This is a genomic window from Caballeronia sp. KNU42, from assembly GCF_053760385.1.
This window is the reverse complement of record NZ_CM132388.1, coordinates 3,931,018-3,948,588: the sequence shown is the minus strand read 5'-3', so window position 1 is coordinate 3,948,588 and position 17,571 is coordinate 3,931,018. Positions and strand designations below refer to the sequence as shown.

At 60.5% G+C, this 17,571-nt stretch carries 14 protein-coding genes and 1 tRNA gene; 8 read left to right on the top strand and 7 right to left on the bottom strand.

All coding sequences use genetic code 11. The annotated features are described in order from the left end of the window. The first annotated feature begins 8 nt into the window (after nt 1–8). The 5 genes from xdhC to ACSOSP_RS17675 all read left to right on the top strand — a co-directional run bounded on the left by xdhC (nt 9) and on the right by ACSOSP_RS17675 (nt 5,709). Nucleotides 9–1,034, top strand: a complete 1,026-nt coding sequence (xdhC, locus tag ACSOSP_RS17695) for a xanthine dehydrogenase accessory protein XdhC (RefSeq protein ID WP_455308602.1) — start codon at nt 9–11, stop codon at nt 1,032–1,034. A gap of 29 nt (nt 1,035–1,063) precedes the next feature. Continuing rightward, complete coding sequence (locus ACSOSP_RS17690; protein ID WP_455308601.1) at nt 1,064–2,101, top strand: adenosine deaminase; 1,038 nt, start codon at nt 1,064–1,066, stop codon at nt 2,099–2,101. 11 nt (nt 2,102–2,112) lie between these two features. Next, nucleotides 2,113–3,474 (top strand): NCS2 family permease, encoded by a 1,362-nt coding sequence (locus tag ACSOSP_RS17685; RefSeq protein WP_455308600.1) that lies wholly within the window; start codon nt 2,113–2,115, stop codon nt 3,472–3,474. 35 nt (nt 3,475–3,509) lie between these two features. Next, a complete protein-coding gene (gene guaD / locus ACSOSP_RS17680; protein ID WP_455308599.1) occupies nt 3,510–4,841 on the top strand; it encodes a guanine deaminase in 1,332 nt (443 codons plus the stop codon). Between the two features lie 397 nt (nt 4,842–5,238). After that, entirely contained in the window at nt 5,239–5,709 is a 471-nt protein-coding gene (locus ACSOSP_RS17675; RefSeq protein WP_455308598.1) for a hypothetical protein, read from the top strand. 68 nt (nt 5,710–5,777) lie between these two features. On the opposite strand, the gene aepY is transcribed toward ACSOSP_RS17675, so the two are convergent. From aepY to ACSOSP_RS17640, 7 genes are all read right to left on the bottom strand, one after another. Next, complete coding sequence (gene aepY, locus ACSOSP_RS17670; protein WP_455308597.1) at nt 5,778–6,953, bottom strand: phosphonopyruvate decarboxylase; 1,176 nt, start codon at nt 6,951–6,953, stop codon at nt 5,778–5,780. Beyond that, nucleotides 6,950–8,659: a phosphoenolpyruvate mutase gene (gene aepX / locus ACSOSP_RS17665; protein WP_455308596.1), complete on the bottom strand. Its 1,710-nt coding sequence runs from the start codon at nt 8,657–8,659 to the stop codon at nt 6,950–6,952. Before aepX ends, aepY begins: the two co-directional genes overlap by 4 nt. Beyond that, nucleotides 8,656–9,423: a phosphocholine cytidylyltransferase family protein gene (locus ACSOSP_RS17660; RefSeq protein ID WP_455308595.1), complete on the bottom strand. Its 768-nt coding sequence runs from the start codon at nt 9,421–9,423 to the stop codon at nt 8,656–8,658. The genes aepX and ACSOSP_RS17660 overlap by 4 nt, the downstream gene beginning before the upstream one ends. 21 nt (nt 9,424–9,444) lie before the next feature. After that, nucleotides 9,445–10,452: a flippase-like domain-containing protein gene (locus ACSOSP_RS17655; RefSeq protein WP_455308594.1), complete on the bottom strand. Its 1,008-nt coding sequence runs from the start codon at nt 10,450–10,452 to the stop codon at nt 9,445–9,447. Beyond that, a complete protein-coding gene (locus ACSOSP_RS17650; RefSeq protein WP_455308593.1) occupies nt 10,449–11,267 on the bottom strand; it encodes a HalD/BesD family halogenase in 819 nt (272 codons plus the stop codon). The genes ACSOSP_RS17655 and ACSOSP_RS17650 overlap by 4 nt, the downstream gene beginning before the upstream one ends. After that, entirely contained in the window at nt 11,264–11,968 is a 705-nt protein-coding gene (locus ACSOSP_RS17645) for a CDP-alcohol phosphatidyltransferase family protein (RefSeq protein WP_455308592.1), read from the bottom strand. Before ACSOSP_RS17645 ends, ACSOSP_RS17650 begins: the two co-directional genes overlap by 4 nt. A 194-nt stretch (nt 11,969–12,162) precedes the next feature. Further along, nucleotides 12,163–12,909 (bottom strand): DUF4136 domain-containing protein, encoded by a 747-nt coding sequence (locus ACSOSP_RS17640; RefSeq protein WP_455308591.1) that lies wholly within the window; start codon nt 12,907–12,909, stop codon nt 12,163–12,165. A gap of 254 nt (nt 12,910–13,163) precedes the next feature. Here ACSOSP_RS17640 and pepN point away from each other — a divergent pair, with 254 nt between their 5' ends. The 3 genes from pepN to ACSOSP_RS17625 all read left to right on the top strand — a co-directional run bounded on the left by pepN (nt 13,164) and on the right by ACSOSP_RS17625 (nt 17,226). Then, nucleotides 13,164–15,872, top strand: coding sequence for an aminopeptidase N (gene pepN, locus ACSOSP_RS17635; protein ID WP_455308590.1), 2,709 nt, complete (start codon nt 13,164–13,166; stop codon nt 15,870–15,872). A gap of 198 nt (nt 15,873–16,070) precedes the next feature. Continuing rightward, nucleotides 16,071–17,096: a class 1 fructose-bisphosphatase gene (locus ACSOSP_RS17630; RefSeq protein ID WP_455308589.1), complete on the top strand. Its 1,026-nt coding sequence runs from the start codon at nt 16,071–16,073 to the stop codon at nt 17,094–17,096. Between the two features lie 54 nt (nt 17,097–17,150). Next, nucleotides 17,151–17,226: transfer RNA gene (locus tag ACSOSP_RS17625), tRNA-Thr, on the top strand. Nucleotides 17,227–17,571 lie beyond the last annotated feature (345 nt).

Below are 17,571 nucleotides of genomic sequence, written 5' to 3'. Positions count from 1 at the left end.
CCCATTCGATGCAAGCCTGGCTACACGATCTGCAACACCTCCTCGCACACGGCGACCCCGTCGTGCTGGTGACGGTCGCGCGCGTGGAAGGCTCGGCGCCGCGCGAAGCGGGCACGAAGATGATCGTCACACGTGACGATGCACGCCACACCATCGGCGGCGGGCATCTGGAATGGAAGGCGATTGAAACCGCGCGGCAAGTGCTGAAAGATGGCGCCCGCAGTCCGCACATGCGACGGCTTGAACGTTTCGCGCTCGGCCCAAGCCTCGGTCAATGCTGCGGCGGTGCGGTCGTGGTTGCGTTCGAACGGCTGGATATCGGCGATCTTGCCTGGGTCACGTCGTTGAACAAACGCATGGCGCAGGGATTATCGACGGTGCGCAGCGTCGGCTTCGGCCCAATTCCCGACGGCGTGATGATCTCCGACCCGGAACCGGGCATGACCGGCCCCGATTGCCTGCTCTGGGACGGCGCGGGTTTCGACGAAAGCGGCTCGCTGCTCACCGAAACCATTGCAGTACGCGACTTTCCGGTGGTGCTGTTCGGTGCGGGTCACGTGGGCGCGGCACTGGTCAGGGTGCTCTCAAATCTGCCATGCCGCGTGGTGTGGGTCGATGAACGCGACGAAACCTTCCCGCCCATGGACGGTCTTCCGCCAAACGTCACGCTGGACGCCAGCGGTATCCCGGAAGCCGCCGTGGACGAAGCGCCGGCCAATAGCTACTTCCTGGTGATGACGCACAACCACGCGCTCGATCTCGAACTCGCCGAGCGTATTCTCCGGCGCGGCGATTTTGCGTTTTTCGGCATGATCGGTTCGCACACGAAGAAGATGCTGTTCGAACGCCGGCTGGCGTCACGAGGCCTGGATGCCGCGTTGATCAGCCGCATGACATGCCCGATTGGCGTGCCCGGCATTGTCGATAAAGCGCCGGAAATGATTGCAGTATCGGTAGCAGCTCAGTTGTTGCAGAAGGTCGAGGAACGCGCCGCGCACGGCTACAATTCCGCGCAGCATCCGCAAACCGCGTGATTCCAGACCTTTTAGAGCACAAAACAAGCATGAATCCCACTCTCGCAGACAAAATCGCCCACGCGCCCAAGGCCGAACTTCACATTCACATTGAAGGTTCGCTCGAACCCGAGTTGATCTTCGAGCTCGCGAAACGCAATGGGGTGACGCTTGCGTACGACTCCATCGATGCATTGCGCGCCGCCTACGCGTTCACCGACCTGCAATCGTTCCTCGACATCTACTATGCGGGCGCAAGTGTTCTGCTGCACGAGCGCGATTTCCACGACATGACGATGGCCTATGTTGAACGCGCCCTCGCCGATCATGTCACGCACACCGAAATTTTCTTCGATCCACAGACGCACACTGAACGCGGCGTATCGATCGCGACGGCAGTTGCGGGTATCGAAAGCGCGCTGGCTGAAGGTGAGCGGCGCGGTTTGACGAGCAAGCTGATCCTGTGTTTCCTGCGCCATCTGCCGGAAGAAGATGCGCTCAAAACGTTCGATGAAGCGTTGCCCTTATTCGACCAATATGCGCATCGATTGATAGGCGTCGGGCTGGATTCATCGGAACGCGGCCACCCGCCTTCGAAGTTCGAACGCGTGTTCGCGAAGGCGCGTGAAAAGGGCCTGAAGCTCGTGGCGCACGCGGGCGAGGAAGGGCCACCGGCGTACGTGTACGAAGCGCTCGACCTGTTGAAAGTGGACCGCGTCGATCACGGCGTGCGCAGCATGGAAGACCCGGCGCTGGTCGCCCGTCTCGCCGATGCCCGCATCGCACTGACCGTCTGCCCGCTGTCGAACCTGAAGCTGCGCGTATTCGACGATATGGCGAAGCACACGCTCAAGGCGCTGCTGGATCAGGGCGTCGCCGTGATGATCAACTCAGATGACCCGGCGTATTTCGGCGGCTACGTGAACGCCAATTACTTCGCGATCCTCGATGCATTGAAACTCAATGACGCCGAGTGCTACACGCTGGTGAAAAACAGCCTGGAAGCGTCGTTCGTGACTGAAGCCGAACGCCTCGCGATGGTCGCCAAACTCGACGCCTATTGGCACGACGGGCACGCGGCGGCTTGAGCGAGAACGTCATGGCTACGATTACCAACGACACCACCACGCTCGAGCGTTTCTTCGGCATCCGTGCGGCGGGTTCGCGCACGAAGACCGAGATTGTTGCGGGCATCACGACCTTCCTTACGGCGATGTACATCATCGTCGTCAATCCCGGGATCTTGTCGCAGGCCGGCGTGCCCTTCCCTGCTGCGCTCACCGCTACCGTGATTGTCAGTTTCCTCGGTAGTTGCGCGATGGGCCTCTACGCGCGCAACCCGGTGCTCGTCGCGCCGGGCATGGGCATGAACGCGCTGTTCGCGTTCGTGATGGTTCACAGCGGCAAGATGCCGTGGCAGACCGCGCTTGGCTGCGTCTTCTGGGCCGGCGTGATCTTCGCGGTGCTCGCGGCGTTCAACGCGCGCAAGCTGGTTGTCGATGCCATTCCTGCCAACCTGCGTCATGCCGTTTCATGCGGCATCGGACTGTTTATCAGCCTGATCGGATTGGTCAACGCGAAGTTTGTTGTCAGCGATCCCGTGACGATCGTGCATTCAGCATCGCTGAATCCGGTGGTCATCACGTTTTTGATCGGCCTCGCGGTGACCACGATTCTGGTTGCGCGAAAGGTGACCGGCGCATTGATGATCGGCATCATTTTCACGACCGTGATTGCGATTCCCATCGGCCGATTCTGGGGCGACGGCACCGCTTATTGGCCCGCGGCAATTGCCACCAAAACGCTCGTGAACTGGAACGGTTTGTTCTCGGCGCCTGACTTTTCAGCGGTCGGCCAACTGGACCTGCTCGGCGCGCTGAAGGTGATCTACTGGCCGTTTATTTTCGTGATGCTGTTCACGTCGTTCTTCGATGCGCTCTCCACGTTCATGGCGATCTCGGAAGCCGGCAAGCTCTTCGATAAAGACGGCAACCCGCGCAATATCCGCCAATCGATGATGGTCGATTCGTTTGCCGCGCTGATCTCCGCGCCGCTCGGCACGAGTCCGGCAAACGCGTACATAGAATCGGCGGCGGGGATATCGGCGGGCGGGCGCACCGGGCTGGTCGCGGTGGTCGCGGGATTGTGTTTCCTGCCGTTCCTGTTCCTATCGCCGCTGCTCTCGCTGGTGCCTGCCATCGCGACCGCCCCTGCGCTCGTGCTGGTCGGCGTATTCATGATGGAGTCGATCACGAAGATCGAATGGAGCCGTTTCGACGAAGCCATTCCCGCATTCCTCGCGATGATCCTGATCCCGCTGACGTATTCGATCACCGATGGCATTGCGTACGGTTTCCTCGCATTTGTCGTGATCAAGTCGTTCACCGGCCGCAGAAAAGAAATCAAGCCGGCGATGTGGATTGTCGCCGCGCTGTCGTTGCTGTTGTTGACACAGCTATAAGGGCGTTGACCCGCTTTACTGGAGACGTTTCACCCATGACTCAGACCGCTTACCGCGCACAGCTACTCACTTTCCGCGACGACCCTGCTCTTTCCGATGACAACGCCGTGCATGAAACCGACGGCCTGTTGCTGGTGGAAGATGGCCGCGTGGTGGCAGCGGGCGCGTATGCGGCGTTACGCAACGCCATCGCGCCCGATGCAATCATGAAAGACCTGCGGGACAAATTGATCGTGCCGGGTTTCATCGACTCGCACATTCACTATCCGCAGACCGACATGATCGCGTCGCCCGCGCCGGGTCTGCTGCCATGGTTGAACACGTACACGTTTCCGACCGAGCGCAAGTTCGAGGACCCGGCGTACGCGCGGGAAACAGCAAGCTTTTTCATCGATGAACTGCTGGCTTGCGGCACGACCACGGCACTCGTGTATTGCACGGTCCACAAGCAATCCGCCGATGCCTTCTTTAGCGAAAGCGAATCGCGCAACCTGCGCATGATCGCGGGCAAGGTGCTGATGGATCGCAATTGCCCGGAGTATCTGCGCGACACGGCTCAATCGGGCTATGACGACAGCGCCGAACTCATCGCGCGCTGGCATGGTCGCGGGCGGCAGGAATACGCGCTGACGCCGCGTTTCGCGCCGACGTCGACGGAGGCGCAACTCGAAGCCTGTGCGGTGCTCGCGCGCAAGCATCAGGATGTATATATCCAGAGCCACGTCGCCGAAAACACCGATGAGATCAAGTGGGTCGAAAGCCTGTTTCCGGGGCATCGGAGCTATCTGGATATCTACGATCACTATGACTTGCTGCGTCAGCGCGCGGTCTACGGCCATTGCATCTATCTCGACGATACCGACCGTCAGCGCATGGCTGAAACGGGCGCGGTGGCGTCGCATTGCCCGACATCGAATTTGTTCCTCGGCAGCGGTTTGTTCGATGTCGAAAAGGCCGGGGCTGCAAAGATGCCGGTCGCGCTGGCAACCGACGTAGGCGGCGGCACGACATTTTCGATGCTGCAAACCATGGGCGAGGCGCACAAGATCGCGCGCCTGACCGGTCATCACCTGACCGCGGCGCGAATGTTCTGGCTGGCGACCACGGGCGCGGCCGAGGTTCTGGATATGGCGGACCGCGTGGGGACGCTGAAGCCCGGCAGCGAGGCGGATTTTGTTGTGCTGGACCCTGCCGGCACCCCTCTGCTGGACCGCCGCACGACGCGGGCGGAATCGCTGGAAGAACTGCTGTTCGCGTTCGCGATGCTCGGCGACGACCGCGCCGTGTTCGAGACGTATGCGGCAGGAAAATGCGTGCATCGTAGAGATACGCGGCGTGGGACGGTGCCGGAGTTGGCGGCGGCCTGAAGGCGTTGCGATTGGGTCTCACGCTTGAAGCGACGATGATCCGCCCGGCACTGCCTGGACATAACGAGCGCGCCGAGTTTCTGCTCGGCGCGCTCGTCGTCTTTAGCGCGGCTCATTGGCACACCTGGACTTTCGATTAGCTGACATCCTCGACGGAGCGGTTCGTCCCTCCTCAAAACCAATTCGTACAGCTCACGGTAATTCCGCTGAGGATTCCCGTGAGCTGTACGAATTTCGCCACAAATTCAACGTGAAAACGCTCCGCATCGCTGCGCTACGCGGACTCTAAGCGCTTGTTTAAGCACACTTTCCCGCTTACGGCTAAAGTCTAGGCTTTTGGTAACGCCGCGAGCGTACTCGCGCAGCCTCGTTCACGGGCGCGTGGAGTGAAACAAACATGAAGCCACTTATAAAAGCCGTCCGCATCGGCTTATTCGTTCTTATTGCAGCATCGTCCGCACACGCTTCGGCTTACGCGCTGGACGCCCAACTCGATTGCAAATCGAGCGCGCATGCGTTCATCGCGCCGCTTCAGGAAAATCACGCGATAGAAACCACGCCCATGCGCGTGGAACCCAATTCAATCAACGCGTTTAAGCCAACGCGCGACAGCCATTTGACCGCGTTCGATTTCGGTGTATTTGCGGTAGTCGGGTTCCAGAAGAATGACGTGATTTTCAAGCAAGGAAATGGCGAACCGATCGCCGATTCGGCGTATGGAGCCGTCGTTATCGGCGGGGAAAACGCGGTCAAGGAAAAGGTCCGCGCCGCCGGCAGTGACGCCGTTGTTCATCGCGTCGCGCCTTTTATCACAGCGATCTTCTGCAAGCCCGATTCGCCGCAATTGGCCACGATCAATCACGATTGATGCGCCCATAAAACCAAAGGCCGCGCCAACATCGGTTTGCGCGGCCTTTTGAGTGAACAGCGAGCAGTCTAACGTCCGATATGAGCCTGCAACCGGCTACGCACATCTTCCGGCGTAATCGACGGGCGCGGCAGGTCGCTCGGCGTGCCGGTGTTGATCGACAGACGGGCAAAGCGGACTCCGTCGACGTCCTTCGCGTCGAACAACTTGTCCACGATCGAGATGTCATCGCCGTCTAGCGCCATCGCGTATCCGCACGCTGACGCGATCCGGGCGAACTCGACGCCTTCCGACACCGTTGCCTGACCGCCGGTCGACTCATGCGCGCCGTTATCCAGCAGCAAGTGCGTGAGGTTGACCGGACCATAAGCGCCGAGCGTCGCGAACACGCCCATGCGCATCAGCGCGGCGCCGTCGCCGTCGAGCGCAACTACGTTCAGGTCAGGCCGCGACAACGCCAGGCCTAGCGCCATAGGCGTCACGCATCCCATCGATCCAACCAGGTAGAGCTGGTTCTCGCGGTCATCGATAGCGTAGAGTTCCCGCCCGCAAAATCCCGTCGATGCCAGCACGACCGTCGACGCTTTCGACGTATGCGCGATCACGCGTTCCAAAGCATCGCGACGTGACGCGCGTTCGTCCGCGCCTTTAACCGACTGAACCTCGGCGCGCTCGTTCAACGCGCGCTGGCGCACCCCGCTCAAGCCTTTCTTGTTCAGCTTGTACGGCGCGACGCTGCCCTTCTGCATGACCAGCGCGTACGGCCGACCGGTGCTGTCCATATGCGCGGTGGCGCGATCGAGCGCGGGTCCGATTGCATCGGCTTCCGTGGGGAACAGTTCCCATGGAATTTCCATGGTGTCGAGCATGGCCGGCGTGACGGGCCCCATCAGCGCGTGCTGCGGTTCATCGGCAACGCCGGGTTGACCGCGCCACGTGACGATCAGCAATTGCGGCAGCCTGAACGTCCACGTGAGCGAGGTCAGCGGGCTTACGGCATTGCCGAGCCCGGAGTTCTGCATCATCGAAATGCCGCGACGCGCCTTGTGCGCACCCGATGCGCCCAGCGCCACGCCCGCGATCAACGCAACCGCATCGCCCTCATTCGCCGCCGATACGTAATTCAGCGACTCATCCTGCAGCACGTAGTTGATGAACGGCGTCAGGTACGAGCACGGCACGCCCGCGTACCAGTCGAAACCCCGCTCGCGCGCGGCTTCGACAAATTGTGCAGCTTCAATCACGCGCCGGCCTCCGAGGAGCCCGAGCCGTTCGATCCGTACGGCGCCTGGCCGTGGGCAAAGTCCCCCGCTTGACGCAACTCGTCGAGGTCGTTCACGCCGCGCCAGTGACCGTGCACGTACTGAACTTCGATCTTTTCGTCCGCGGCAATCAGCGCGTTGAGCAGCGCGGCCATGTCGAGCTTGTCGAAGTCATCGCGTTGCTGCAGCTTTTCGAGCGTGGCGACCAGACGTTCACGGCCCGCGCCGCGCACGTTGAGCAGGCCCATCCAGCGGCCTTGCGGTGTCTTCGAATCCACCAAACCCACCGGACCCGCCGAGCTCGTCACGCTTTCGAGCCAGACTTTCTGGCCGAACAACGCGCGATCGTCAGCGGTCGAGCAATAAGCAAAGTCCGTCGATGCCCCACCGGCCGCCGGCTTCTGCGATGAATCGACCACCACGCAGAAGTCGCTGTCCGATTCCACCAGATCGCGAAGAATGTAGCTGCGAAACAAGAGGTCACCGTAGGAGATCACGGTGTCGGCGGTGAACGATTTCGCCGCGCATGCCAGCGACGCCAGTTCGCCCGTCTGTTCGTGCTTCTCGTTCACAACCAGCCGAATCCCCGATGTATCGATGGCATCGGCGCGATAACCACCGACCACCGTAATGTCGTTGATGCCTTCCTTCTTGAACGCTTCCACCAGGCGACGCAGCAGCGGCTTGCCTGCGATGGGCAGCATGACCTTGGGTTTATCGGCGGTAACGGCTTCCAGTCCGGCGCCCCGGCTTGCCGCGAGCACGACGGCATTGCGCGATGCACTCGCCGACGACAGATACACGCCTTCAGCCGTCGAATACTCCTCGGCGTCCTGCAGACGGAAGATTTCGTTCACGGTCGCCACGCGGTCTTCCACGTTCACGAGCGTCTCGCTGCTGTGGATTTCCTTCGCGATCGCCTGCATGGTCGACGCCGCGCCGCGCAGCAAATGGTTCGCCCAGATCACCGTACTGATACCGGCCTGGCGGAACACGTCGGTGGGCGTGCTGTAGTACTTCGTCGGCACGATCACGAGCGGGCCGCGACCGGCCCATTCGCGTGCGAACGTGAGGATTTCGTCGGGTTTGGAAAGCTTGCTGTGAATCAGAATGGCATCGGCACCCGCCTGGCGATAAGCCTCCGCGCGCTTCAACGCTTCTTCCATGCCCCAGCCCGCGATCAACGCTTCCACGCGCGCGACGATGGAGAAATTCGGATCGCTTTGCGAGTCCTTGCCGGCCTTGATCTTGCCGCAGAATTCGTCCATCTCGGCGAGCGGCTGACGCTCGCCGTTGAGAAAACTATTGGTCTTCGGAAACTGCTTGTCTTCGATACAGACGCCGGCAATGCCGCGCTGCTCCAGCTTCTTCACCAGCCGGCGCACGTTGTTGAAGTTGCCATAACCTGTGTCGCCATCCAGCAGGATAGGCAGGTCGCTCGCGTCCGCCATGAACTCGAGCGTGTCGACCACTTGCGTCCAGCTCGCTTCGTTGTTGTCGCGCACGCCGTACTGCGCGGAAATCGTGAGACCCGATCCCCAGATCGCCTTGAAACCGGCTTCCTTCACAATGCGCGCGGACAAGCCGTTGTGCGCTTCCATCAGGAATTCGAGCTGATTGCTCTGCAGCATCTCGCGCAGGCGAAGGCTGCGGGCATAGGCGGCTGGTAGTTGATACGGTGCGTTCATCGTAGAGCTCCTGCAAGCTGACGCAGTTGCGGCAAGACTTCGTCGGCCGCGCGTTTAACGTCGTTCTGAAAATCGATTTCTATCCAAGGCGCGCCGGTTACGTCGGCCACGTCGAATACCTGGCTGCGTTCCAGCAGCAAATCACGCACGGCTTCCTCATGCGGCAAGTTGGCGCGGCCCGTCTCCACATAGCCTGCGACGAGTTCAGCCAGACGCCGTGCAGCGGTTTCGTCGAAACGGAAAAATCCCACCGACTCGCCGATCACGTCGAACTGAAGGTCCGCCAGCACCTGTTTGCGCAATTCCACCGGCACGCCGTTCGCCACGCACAGCTTCACGGGTTCATCGCCGGCTTCGAAATCACGGTCGATCAAGAGACGGTTCACCGGTCCCGCGCCTGCTACCAGCGGCTCCACAATGCGTTCGTCGTAGAGCACGTCGGCGTCCATCAGCAGCACGTCGCCACCTCGGGTCAGCGCTTCGGCTGCCGTGTGCACGGACAGCACGCTGCCGAGCGAAAACTCGCGGTTCACGACCACTTCCGTGTGCGGTTTCCAATCGATCGAAGCAAGTTCCGCTTCAACCTGTTCATGCTTGAAGCCGAGCACGAAGACGATCTCTTTGACGCCGGCCGTCTTCAGCAATTGAAGATGGCGTTCGAGCAGCGACGACTCGCCGAAACGCAGCAGGCACTTCGGCTTTTGCTGCCCTTCCGGCTGAACCAGGCGCAAACCCATCCCGGCGGCAAGAATAATTGCGCGCATGTTGATCCTATCGGTGATGCTTTATTCGATATCCGGCACGCGCGCGAGACGACGGCGCTGCCAGCCCTTTTCAGCGAAATGCAGATAAACGATACCCGGCAGGCCGAGCAGTAACTCCCGTGCGCGCTTCGCTAACGAAAGCGCGAGCGCGGCTTCCGGCGGCAAGCCGATCAGGCGCGCGAGCAGCAAGTAGCCGCCCTCCTGCACACCCAGCGAACCGGGAATGAAGAACGCCGCGCCGCGAATGGCCTGGCCGAGGCTTTCCAGCATCAGCGCTTCGCCCCAGCCAACCGGCGAACCCAGCAAACGTAACGCAAGCCACACCTCGCCGGTGCCCACGATCCAGCCAAGCAGGCTCAACGCAAAACTCGCCGCGACCGGTCCGGGCTTTTTATAGAGTTCGAGTACGGCGGTGTCCACGGCTTCCGCGCGCGACACCAGCGACGACCAGTCGCGCTTCTTCGAAAAACACGCGGCGAATTGCGAGGCGAAACGCGTCGCGCGGGCGAACAAACCCTTGCGCTGGGCGAAGAAGAAGCCGACGACCATCAGCGAACACGCCACGATCACAATCAGCACCGGCAACAACATGCCCACGCCCGATGCATAGCTGCTCAGCAACGCGAGGCCGAGCATCGCGAAGATCATCTGCCCGACGGATTGCATGGTCGTGCTGACGGTGATAACGGCCGCAGCGTCGCGCGCCCGCATGCCGCGCTGCGAGAGATAACGCACCATCAGCATGGGACCGCCGATCTGACCGGCCGGCATCAGGCTGTTCACCGACTCACCGGTCCAGCGTGCGAGCAGCGCGTCGCGAAAGCTCACATCGCGTTCATTGCGGGCGAAGAGCGTTTCGATTGCCAGCGCATCGATCACGACTGGCAGAAAATGGAACGCCGCCACCGCGAGCAGACCCCACCCTGCGGCCGCGAGCGCGGTCGCGACGGAACCGAAGCCCTGCCAGCTGAGCAGCGCGATGAACAACACCACGCCGAGCGACAGGAGGACCGTTCCGGCGCGGCTCATGCTGCGCCGTTCTTCCCGCCTTTGCGGCGGAAAACCTGTCCGAAGCCGAAATACGCGATCGAGTCCTTCATGTTCGAGATGAAACGCTGCCACGGCCGCATGTTCGGATTCGTGACGTACTCGAAGGTCAGCGAGACCCGGAATTCGCCTGCGCGCGCAGGCGTGATGCGATGGCGCAGCTTGTCGCCATCGAAGAAAACGAGGCCGCCCGGCGGGATCTGCACCGAACCTGGCTGGTCGGGAATCTCCGGCGTACGGGTATGCAGTTCGTAGTCGAGACGGCACGACGAATCGTCCATTACGCCGAGCAGCAGCGTGTAGCGACGGCCTTCGTAGTACGACGTATCGTAGTGCCAGCCGATATGGTCGCCCGCCTTCGTATAGAAATACAGCGCGTACGCGTGCGGGTCGTCGGCGGGCGATTCCTGGAGCGTATCGCCGCTGATCTTCTCCAGCCAGCTGATCAGCGCCGGCGAGCGGTACAACTCGGCGATGAACGGCGCGAGTTCGTCGATCGCGTGACGGCTGACGCTTCCACCCTGCTTGTGTCCCGGCAAATAATTGCGGTTGATGGCAGGCGTGACTGCATGGACAGCCGCGACCAGCTTCTCGGTGAACTCGCGCGGCAGGAAGTCATCGAGATACAGGAACGCGCCCTGGTTATCAAACGTTTCGTGCAGCTTCGCGGTCTGGCGCTCGGGAGACAGGTGCTGAAGATGCGCGCCCAGCGTTTCGTCGAGCGCGTGAAGGTTCTTGCGCTCAGCGGACTTGCCGCCAAACGCACGCGTGGATAGCGAGTCGACAGATGAATTCATTGAACAGCCTGCAAATCTTGATCTTGACCATCAGCGTCTTTGTCGCTCACCGTGGCCCGTGCAAAACGCCGGAGCGCGCGCTGATAATCGACAACTACCCACACGGCAAACAGCGGGGCGCCAATGGAAGCGGCCACCAGGAACGGCGTCATGCCGTTGAGCAGCGTCACCAACGGCAGCAGATACAACACATCTTCGGTCTCGAAACCCGCCATGGAAGCCTGCTTCGTGCCGCTCTTGCCCGCCATCGACTCAATCCGCATGCGCAGGAAGAAGATCAGCGCGACGGCGACGCCCGCAATCCCGCCAAGCCATTCGGCCGACACGATCATGGCCGGATGATGCACCTTCACATAAAACCCGAGACCCACGAACAGCAGCACGGTCACCACCGAATCGCACGCGAGATCGTAAAAATGACCGATTTTGCTCGATTGCCCGCTGATTCGCGCGAGTTCGCCGTCTGTATGGTCGACGAAATTGGACAGCGCGATCAGCAAGGCGCCCAGGCTGCACGACCAGAAGCTGCCGACCGACAGGTAATACGCGCCGGCAATGCCAATCAGCAAGCGCAGCGTGGTCAGGTGATTCGGTGTAATCGGGGTGCCGATGAGCGGTGTAACGAGACGGCGGGCGAGCCGCGCATCCCAGGTTGCGGGCTCAGGAAGCGCATGTGGTTGGGCTTTGCGGGGTTTGTTCATCCACGAAATATATCTCGTTTCGAATTTAATTGCATATAAGGGCGCTGTGCCACACGCCTGTAAGAAAGCGGATTTTTAACGGAAATTTCAGCATTTCGATGGCTGCAACGAAGGCGATGATTGGATCGGGCAGCCCGTCACCGTAACGGTAAATTTTTCTCAATCAGAGCCCGGAAACTGCTCCGGCTTGACGGCTACTGCACGGGTACCGGGGCTGGGACAGGCGCTGGAGCGGCGGCCTTCTCGTTCGTCCCTATCGCAACTGGCGCTTCGTTGCTCACACCGCCCGTTTTATCGAGCGGGATTTTCACCGTGCGCACGGTACCGTTGCCCAGAGGAAAATCCGCAAGCGCACTGCGGATCAGATAAGGCATGGCCCGGACCAGCGATGATTCGCCGCCTGAATTGCTCGCAGTCACTTTGTACACTTCGCGCCCGCTTTCGCGCTCGGTCATGCGGATCTGTAGCGCGTGGACGAAGATCGGGTAGCTTTGGTCGACATAACCTGTCGGTCCCATATCCCACCCTCCCCACGGTCCCCACCCTCCGTATCCGCCCCATCCGTACGGCCGGCCGTACCAGCCGCCGTACATGGGCCACGGATCGTAATAGACGGGCTGGCGAACAGTCACCATGTCACCGCGAATCGAATAGGACAGTTCCACGAGATAACGCGCGCTGGCGTCGGGAACCTGCTTGAACGAATGAGTGGCGAGCTCGTTCGCAGCGAGCACCTCGTACGTCTTCTGTTCAATGCTGTTTTGCTGCGCCGCCGAGCGCGCGAACGCATAGGTCCGCGTGGCGTCTGTCCCGGACCAGTCGGAGAACGCCGCCACCTGCGTCTGAACGTAGGTCGTACAGCCTCCGAGCAACGCGAATCCCGCTATCAGCACCACGCGCGCTGCACTCTTCCATTCCCCGAACAACCGTCCCAACGTCATGGCCGACCTCATATGTCTTGTTGATTTTTGTTGCGATGTCATGCGTAAAACAGCAACCGCGAAGTGTCGCACGCACCGCGCGAAAACCGCCTGACTTCACCTGTTTAAAGACCTTCACAAATAGACGAAGTTCGGGAAACAGGCCATTCGGCCGACCCCGAATCGAGCGCACGATCCCGCGAGCCTTTGTACAATGGTCCGACACAAGGCCGCCTGGAAGCCAAAGGCGCTCGCTCAACTCAATCAGAACCGTCATGTCCAACTCGACCGCACCTGCCGTAATCCGCCGTGCCGACTACACGCCGCCCGCATTCCTGATTGATACCGTCGCGCTCGAATTCGATCTCGTCCCCGAACGCACGGTAGTGCGCAATACCATGCGCCTGCGCCGCAACCCTGATGCCACGCCTGCGGCGACGCTGGAGTTGCTCGGCGAGCAAATGGAATTCGTTAGCGCAACGCTGGACGGGCGCCCGCATGCGGATGTCCGCGTTACCGAGAACGGTTTGTCGGTGAGCAATATTCCCGACGCGTTTGAATTGACTCTGGAAAGCACCTGCAATCCGGCTGAGAACACGACCTTGTCGGGCCTGTACGTATCCGGCGGCAATTTCTTTACGCAATGCGAGGCTGAAGGCTTCCGGCGCATCACGTATTTCCTCGACCGTCCCGATGTCATGGCCACCTACACCGTCACGTTGCGGGCGAACAAGGCGGCGTATCCCGTGCTGTTATCGAATGGCAACCTGATCGAAGAAGGCGATCTCGACGATGGCCGTCATTTCGCGCGCTGGGAAGACCCGTTCAAGAAACCAAGCTACCTGTTCGCGCTGGTGGCCGGCAAGCTCGTCAAGCTCGAGCAGCGCATGAAGTCCGGTTCGGGCAAGGAAAAACTGCTGCAGGTCTGGGTTGAACCTCACGATCTCGACAAGACCCAGCACGCCATGGATTCGCTGGTTCATTCCATCGAATGGGACGAACGCCGCTTTGGGCTTGAGCTCGACCTGGACCGCTTCATGATTGTCGCCGTGAGCGACTTCAACATGGGCGCAATGGAAAACAAGGGCTTGAACATCTTCAACACGAAGTACGTGCTCGCGAATCCTGAGACGGCGACGGACGTGGATTTCAGCAACATTGAAGCCGTGGTCGGCCATGAGTACTTCCACAACTGGACGGGCAATCGCGTGACCTGCCGCGACTGGTTCCAGCTGAGTCTGAAGGAAGGCCTGACCGTGTTCCGCGACCAGGAATTCTCCGCCGACATGGCCGCCGGACTCGAACCAGGCGCAGCCAGCGACGCGGCGCGCGCCACCAAACGGATTGACGACGTGCGCGTGCTGCGCCAGATGCAATTCGCGGAAGACGCCGGTCCAATGGCGCATCCGGTGCGCCCGGAAAGCTACGTGGAGATCAACAACTTCTACACGATGACCGTCTATGAAAAAGGCTCGGAAGTCGTGCGCATGTACCAAACGCTGCTCGGGCGCGACGGTTTCCGGCGCGGCATGGACCTGTATTTCCAGCGCCACGACGGCCAGGCAGTCACCTGCGACGACTTCCGCCACGCCATGGCGGACGCCAACGGCCGCGACCTGGCGCAATTCGAGCGCTGGTACAGCCAGGCGGGCACGCCCCGGATCACGGTTCGCACGCGTTACGACGCAGCCGCGAAGCGTTACACGCTGACGCTCGCGCAAGGCTACGGCGAAGCGTCCGAGGCCGCGCGCGCGACCCAGAAGGGTCCGCTGTTGATTCCGTTCTCGATCGGCCTGATCGGCAAGAACGGAGACGACTTGCCACTGAAACTCGACGGCGAGAACGAACCGCAAGGCACCACGCGCGTTCTGGAGTTCACGGAACAGGAACAAACGTTCACGTTCGCCGATGTCGCCGAGGAGCCGTTGCCCTCCTTGCTGCGTAATTTCTCGGCACCGGTGGTGGTCGACTACGACTACACCAACGAACAGCTCGCGTTTTTGCTGGCTCATGACAGCGACCCGTTCAATCGATGGGAAGCCGGCCAGCGTCTCGCGACGCGCGAACTGCTTGCGCTGGCGGACCGTGCATCGAAAGGTGAAGAACTGACGCTCGACGACCAGGTGGTATCCGCATTCGCCCAGGTGCTCGACGACAGCACCCTCACGCCGGCATTCCAGGAACTGGCGCTGATGTTGCCATCCGAGGGATATCTTGCAGAACAGATGGCTGTGTCCGACCCCGCCGCCGTCCACGCGGCACGTGTGTTCGTCAGCCGCCGCCTCGCCACGGGCCTGCGCGAGCGTTGGCTCGCGGTGTACGAAGCGAACCGTACGCCGGGCGAATATCGCGCGACACCAGACGACGCCGGCAAGCGCGGGCTGAAGAATCTTGCCCTCGCCTACCTGAGTCAGCTCGACGACCCCACCCGCGCCATCGAACTGGCAAGTGCCCAGTACGACGCCGCGAACAACATGACGGACCGGTCGGCTGCGTTGTCGGCGCTGCTGACGGCGGGAGCATCGGGTTCCGTCGATACCAGCACTGCCGATGCCGCGCTCAGCGACTTCTACCAGCGCTTCGAGAAAGAGCCGCTCGTCATCGACAAATGGTTCGCGCTGCAGGCCACGCAACGCGGCGGCCCGAAGCGCAATGTGCTCGAGATCGTGCGCAAGCTGATGCAGCACCCGGCGTTCACGCTGAAAAATCCGAATCGGGCCCGCTCGCTGATCTTCAGCTTCTGCGGCGCGAATCCGGCGCAATTCCACGCTGCAGATGGTTCCGGGTACGCGTTCTGGGCCGAGCAGGTAGTGGCGCTCGACGCGATGAACCCTCAGGTGGCCGCACGCCTTGCTCGCACGCTCGAGCAATGGCGCCGGTATACGCCAGCTTTGCGCGAGCAGGCGCATGCAGCGCTGGAATTGGTAGCGTCGAAGGTGAAATCGCGCGATGTACGCGAGATTGTGGAAAAAGCGCTGGGTTGAAGGTTTAAGCCTTTACCTTGGATTAGTGAAACCGGTGCTTTGGCGCCGGTTTTTTTTATGCAAGATCGTCGTTTCGAAAACCAGGCTACGCGTTTCTCCGCAACCCGTTAAATGTGCGCCACATTCCTGTGACATCGGGAGACACATTCCAAGCGGGTAGAATCTGAGGCATTCGTCTAACGCCTGGAGCCCAACGCAATGTCGACCCCCTCATCTATTTCCCGTCGCACGACGCTCACCAAGTATCTGATTGAGCAGCAACGGGAACATCAAAACCTTCCCGCGGACCTTCGGCTGTTGATCGAAGTGATCGCACGCGCATGCAAACAGATCGGCTTTCAAGTGAGCAAGGGCGCGTTGGGCGAAGCGCTAGGCACTGCCGGCAGCGAAAACGTCCAGGGCGAAGTGCAGAAAAAGCTCGATATTCTTTCAAACGAAATCCTGCTCGAAGCCAACGAATGGGGCGGCAACCTGGCTGCGATGGCATCGGAAGAAATGGAAAAAATCTTCCCAATTCCGAACCGATATCCGAAGGGTAACTATCTGCTTACGTTCGATCCGCTCGACGGTTCGTCGAATATCGACGTGAACGTGTCTATCGGCACGATCTTTTCAGTGCTGCGATGCCCGGACGGCGCGGAGCCGAGCGAACAGGCTTTCATGCAGCCGGGCTCGGCGCAAGTCGCAGCCGGTTATGCGGTTTATGGTCCGCAGACCGTGTTCGTGCTGACCACCGGCTACGGTGTGAACTGCTTTACGCTCGATCGCGAGCTGGGTTCGTGGGTACTCACGCACAGCAACATGCAGATCCCCGCCGACACCCGCGAGTACGCAGTCAACGCATCGAATAGCCGTCACTGGTACGAGCCGGTGCAAAAATATGTGAACGAGCTGAACGAAGGCAAGGACGGCCCGCGCAAAGACGACTTCAACATGCGCTGGATCGCGTCGATGGTCGCGGACGTGCACCGCATCCTGAACCGCGGCGGCGTGTTCATGTACCCCGCCGACAAACGCACGCCCGATCGTCCGGGCAAGCTGCGCCTGTTGTACGAAGCGAACCCGATGGCGTTCATCGTCGAACAGGCGGGCGGCGCTGCGACGGACGGCGAGCAGCGCATCCTGGACATCGTTCCGACCAACCTGCATCAGCGCGTGCCGGTGTTCCTCGGATCGAAGAACGAGGTCGAACGCGTGACGCGCTACCACTCGGAAATTAATTGACCGTAGGGTGTTGCCAAACTCGCCGGAAGGTCCTTATAATCTTGTTTCTCTGATGCCGGAATAGCTCAGACGGTAGAGCAGCGCATTCGTAATGCGAAGGTCGGGGGTTCGATTCCTCTTTCCGGCACCAAGCTTCATTTCAAGAAACCCGCGTCGCCTCCAGGCCTCGCGGGTTTTTCATTTTCCCGGCACCATCTCAAAAATTATGTTCAAGATCAATCCGTAAGTTCATGTACTTAAAGTGAAACTTTAAGTGAGCGCAATTCATAAACTTCCCGTCGTTTCCTCGATGCTTTCTTCTCGCGTGATTTGCGAACATTCGTTTAGATGAATGATTGTATGAATACGTGCGCTTTCAGACATAGCGAAACGTTAAATTTTTTTAATTATGAATAAAACGGTCAACCGCAGCCGAATCGTGCCGTTATCAATATTGAGCGAGGTCCGTTTTACGCAGCGAGGCGCCTACGCTCCC

Excerpts from the sequence above, each read along its gene's own strand:
- ACSOSP_RS17645 (WP_455308592.1), bottom strand. The coding sequence starts at position 11,968 with ATGAACAAACCCCGCAAAGCCCAACCACATGCGCTTCCTGAGCCCGCA.
- ACSOSP_RS17650 (WP_455308593.1), bottom strand. The coding sequence starts at position 11,267 with ATGAATTCATCTGTCGACTCGCTATCCACGCGTGCGTTTGGCGGCAAG.
- ACSOSP_RS17655 (WP_455308594.1), bottom strand. The coding sequence starts at position 10,452 with ATGAGCCGCGCCGGAACGGTCCTCCTGTCGCTCGGCGTGGTGTTGTTC.
- ACSOSP_RS17690 (WP_455308601.1), top strand. The coding sequence starts at position 1,064 with ATGAATCCCACTCTCGCAGACAAAATCGCCCACGCGCCCAAGGCCGAA.
- ACSOSP_RS17685 (WP_455308600.1), top strand. The coding sequence starts at position 2,113 with ATGGCTACGATTACCAACGACACCACCACGCTCGAGCGTTTCTTCGGC.
- ACSOSP_RS17630 (WP_455308589.1), top strand. The coding sequence starts at position 16,071 with ATGTCGACCCCCTCATCTATTTCCCGTCGCACGACGCTCACCAAGTAT.
- aepX (WP_455308596.1), bottom strand. The coding sequence starts at position 8,659 with ATGAACGCACCGTATCAACTACCAGCCGCCTATGCCCGCAGCCTTCGC.
- ACSOSP_RS17640 (WP_455308591.1), bottom strand. The coding sequence starts at position 12,909 with ATGACGTTGGGACGGTTGTTCGGGGAATGGAAGAGTGCAGCGCGCGTG.
- xdhC (WP_455308602.1), top strand. The coding sequence starts at position 9 with ATGCAAGCCTGGCTACACGATCTGCAACACCTCCTCGCACACGGCGAC.
- ACSOSP_RS17660 (WP_455308595.1), bottom strand. The coding sequence starts at position 9,423 with ATGCGCGCAATTATTCTTGCCGCCGGGATGGGTTTGCGCCTGGTTCAG.
- ACSOSP_RS17675 (WP_455308598.1), top strand. The coding sequence starts at position 5,239 with ATGAAGCCACTTATAAAAGCCGTCCGCATCGGCTTATTCGTTCTTATT.
- guaD (WP_455308599.1), top strand. The coding sequence starts at position 3,510 with ATGACTCAGACCGCTTACCGCGCACAGCTACTCACTTTCCGCGACGAC.
- pepN (WP_455308590.1), top strand. The coding sequence starts at position 13,164 with ATGTCCAACTCGACCGCACCTGCCGTAATCCGCCGTGCCGACTACACG.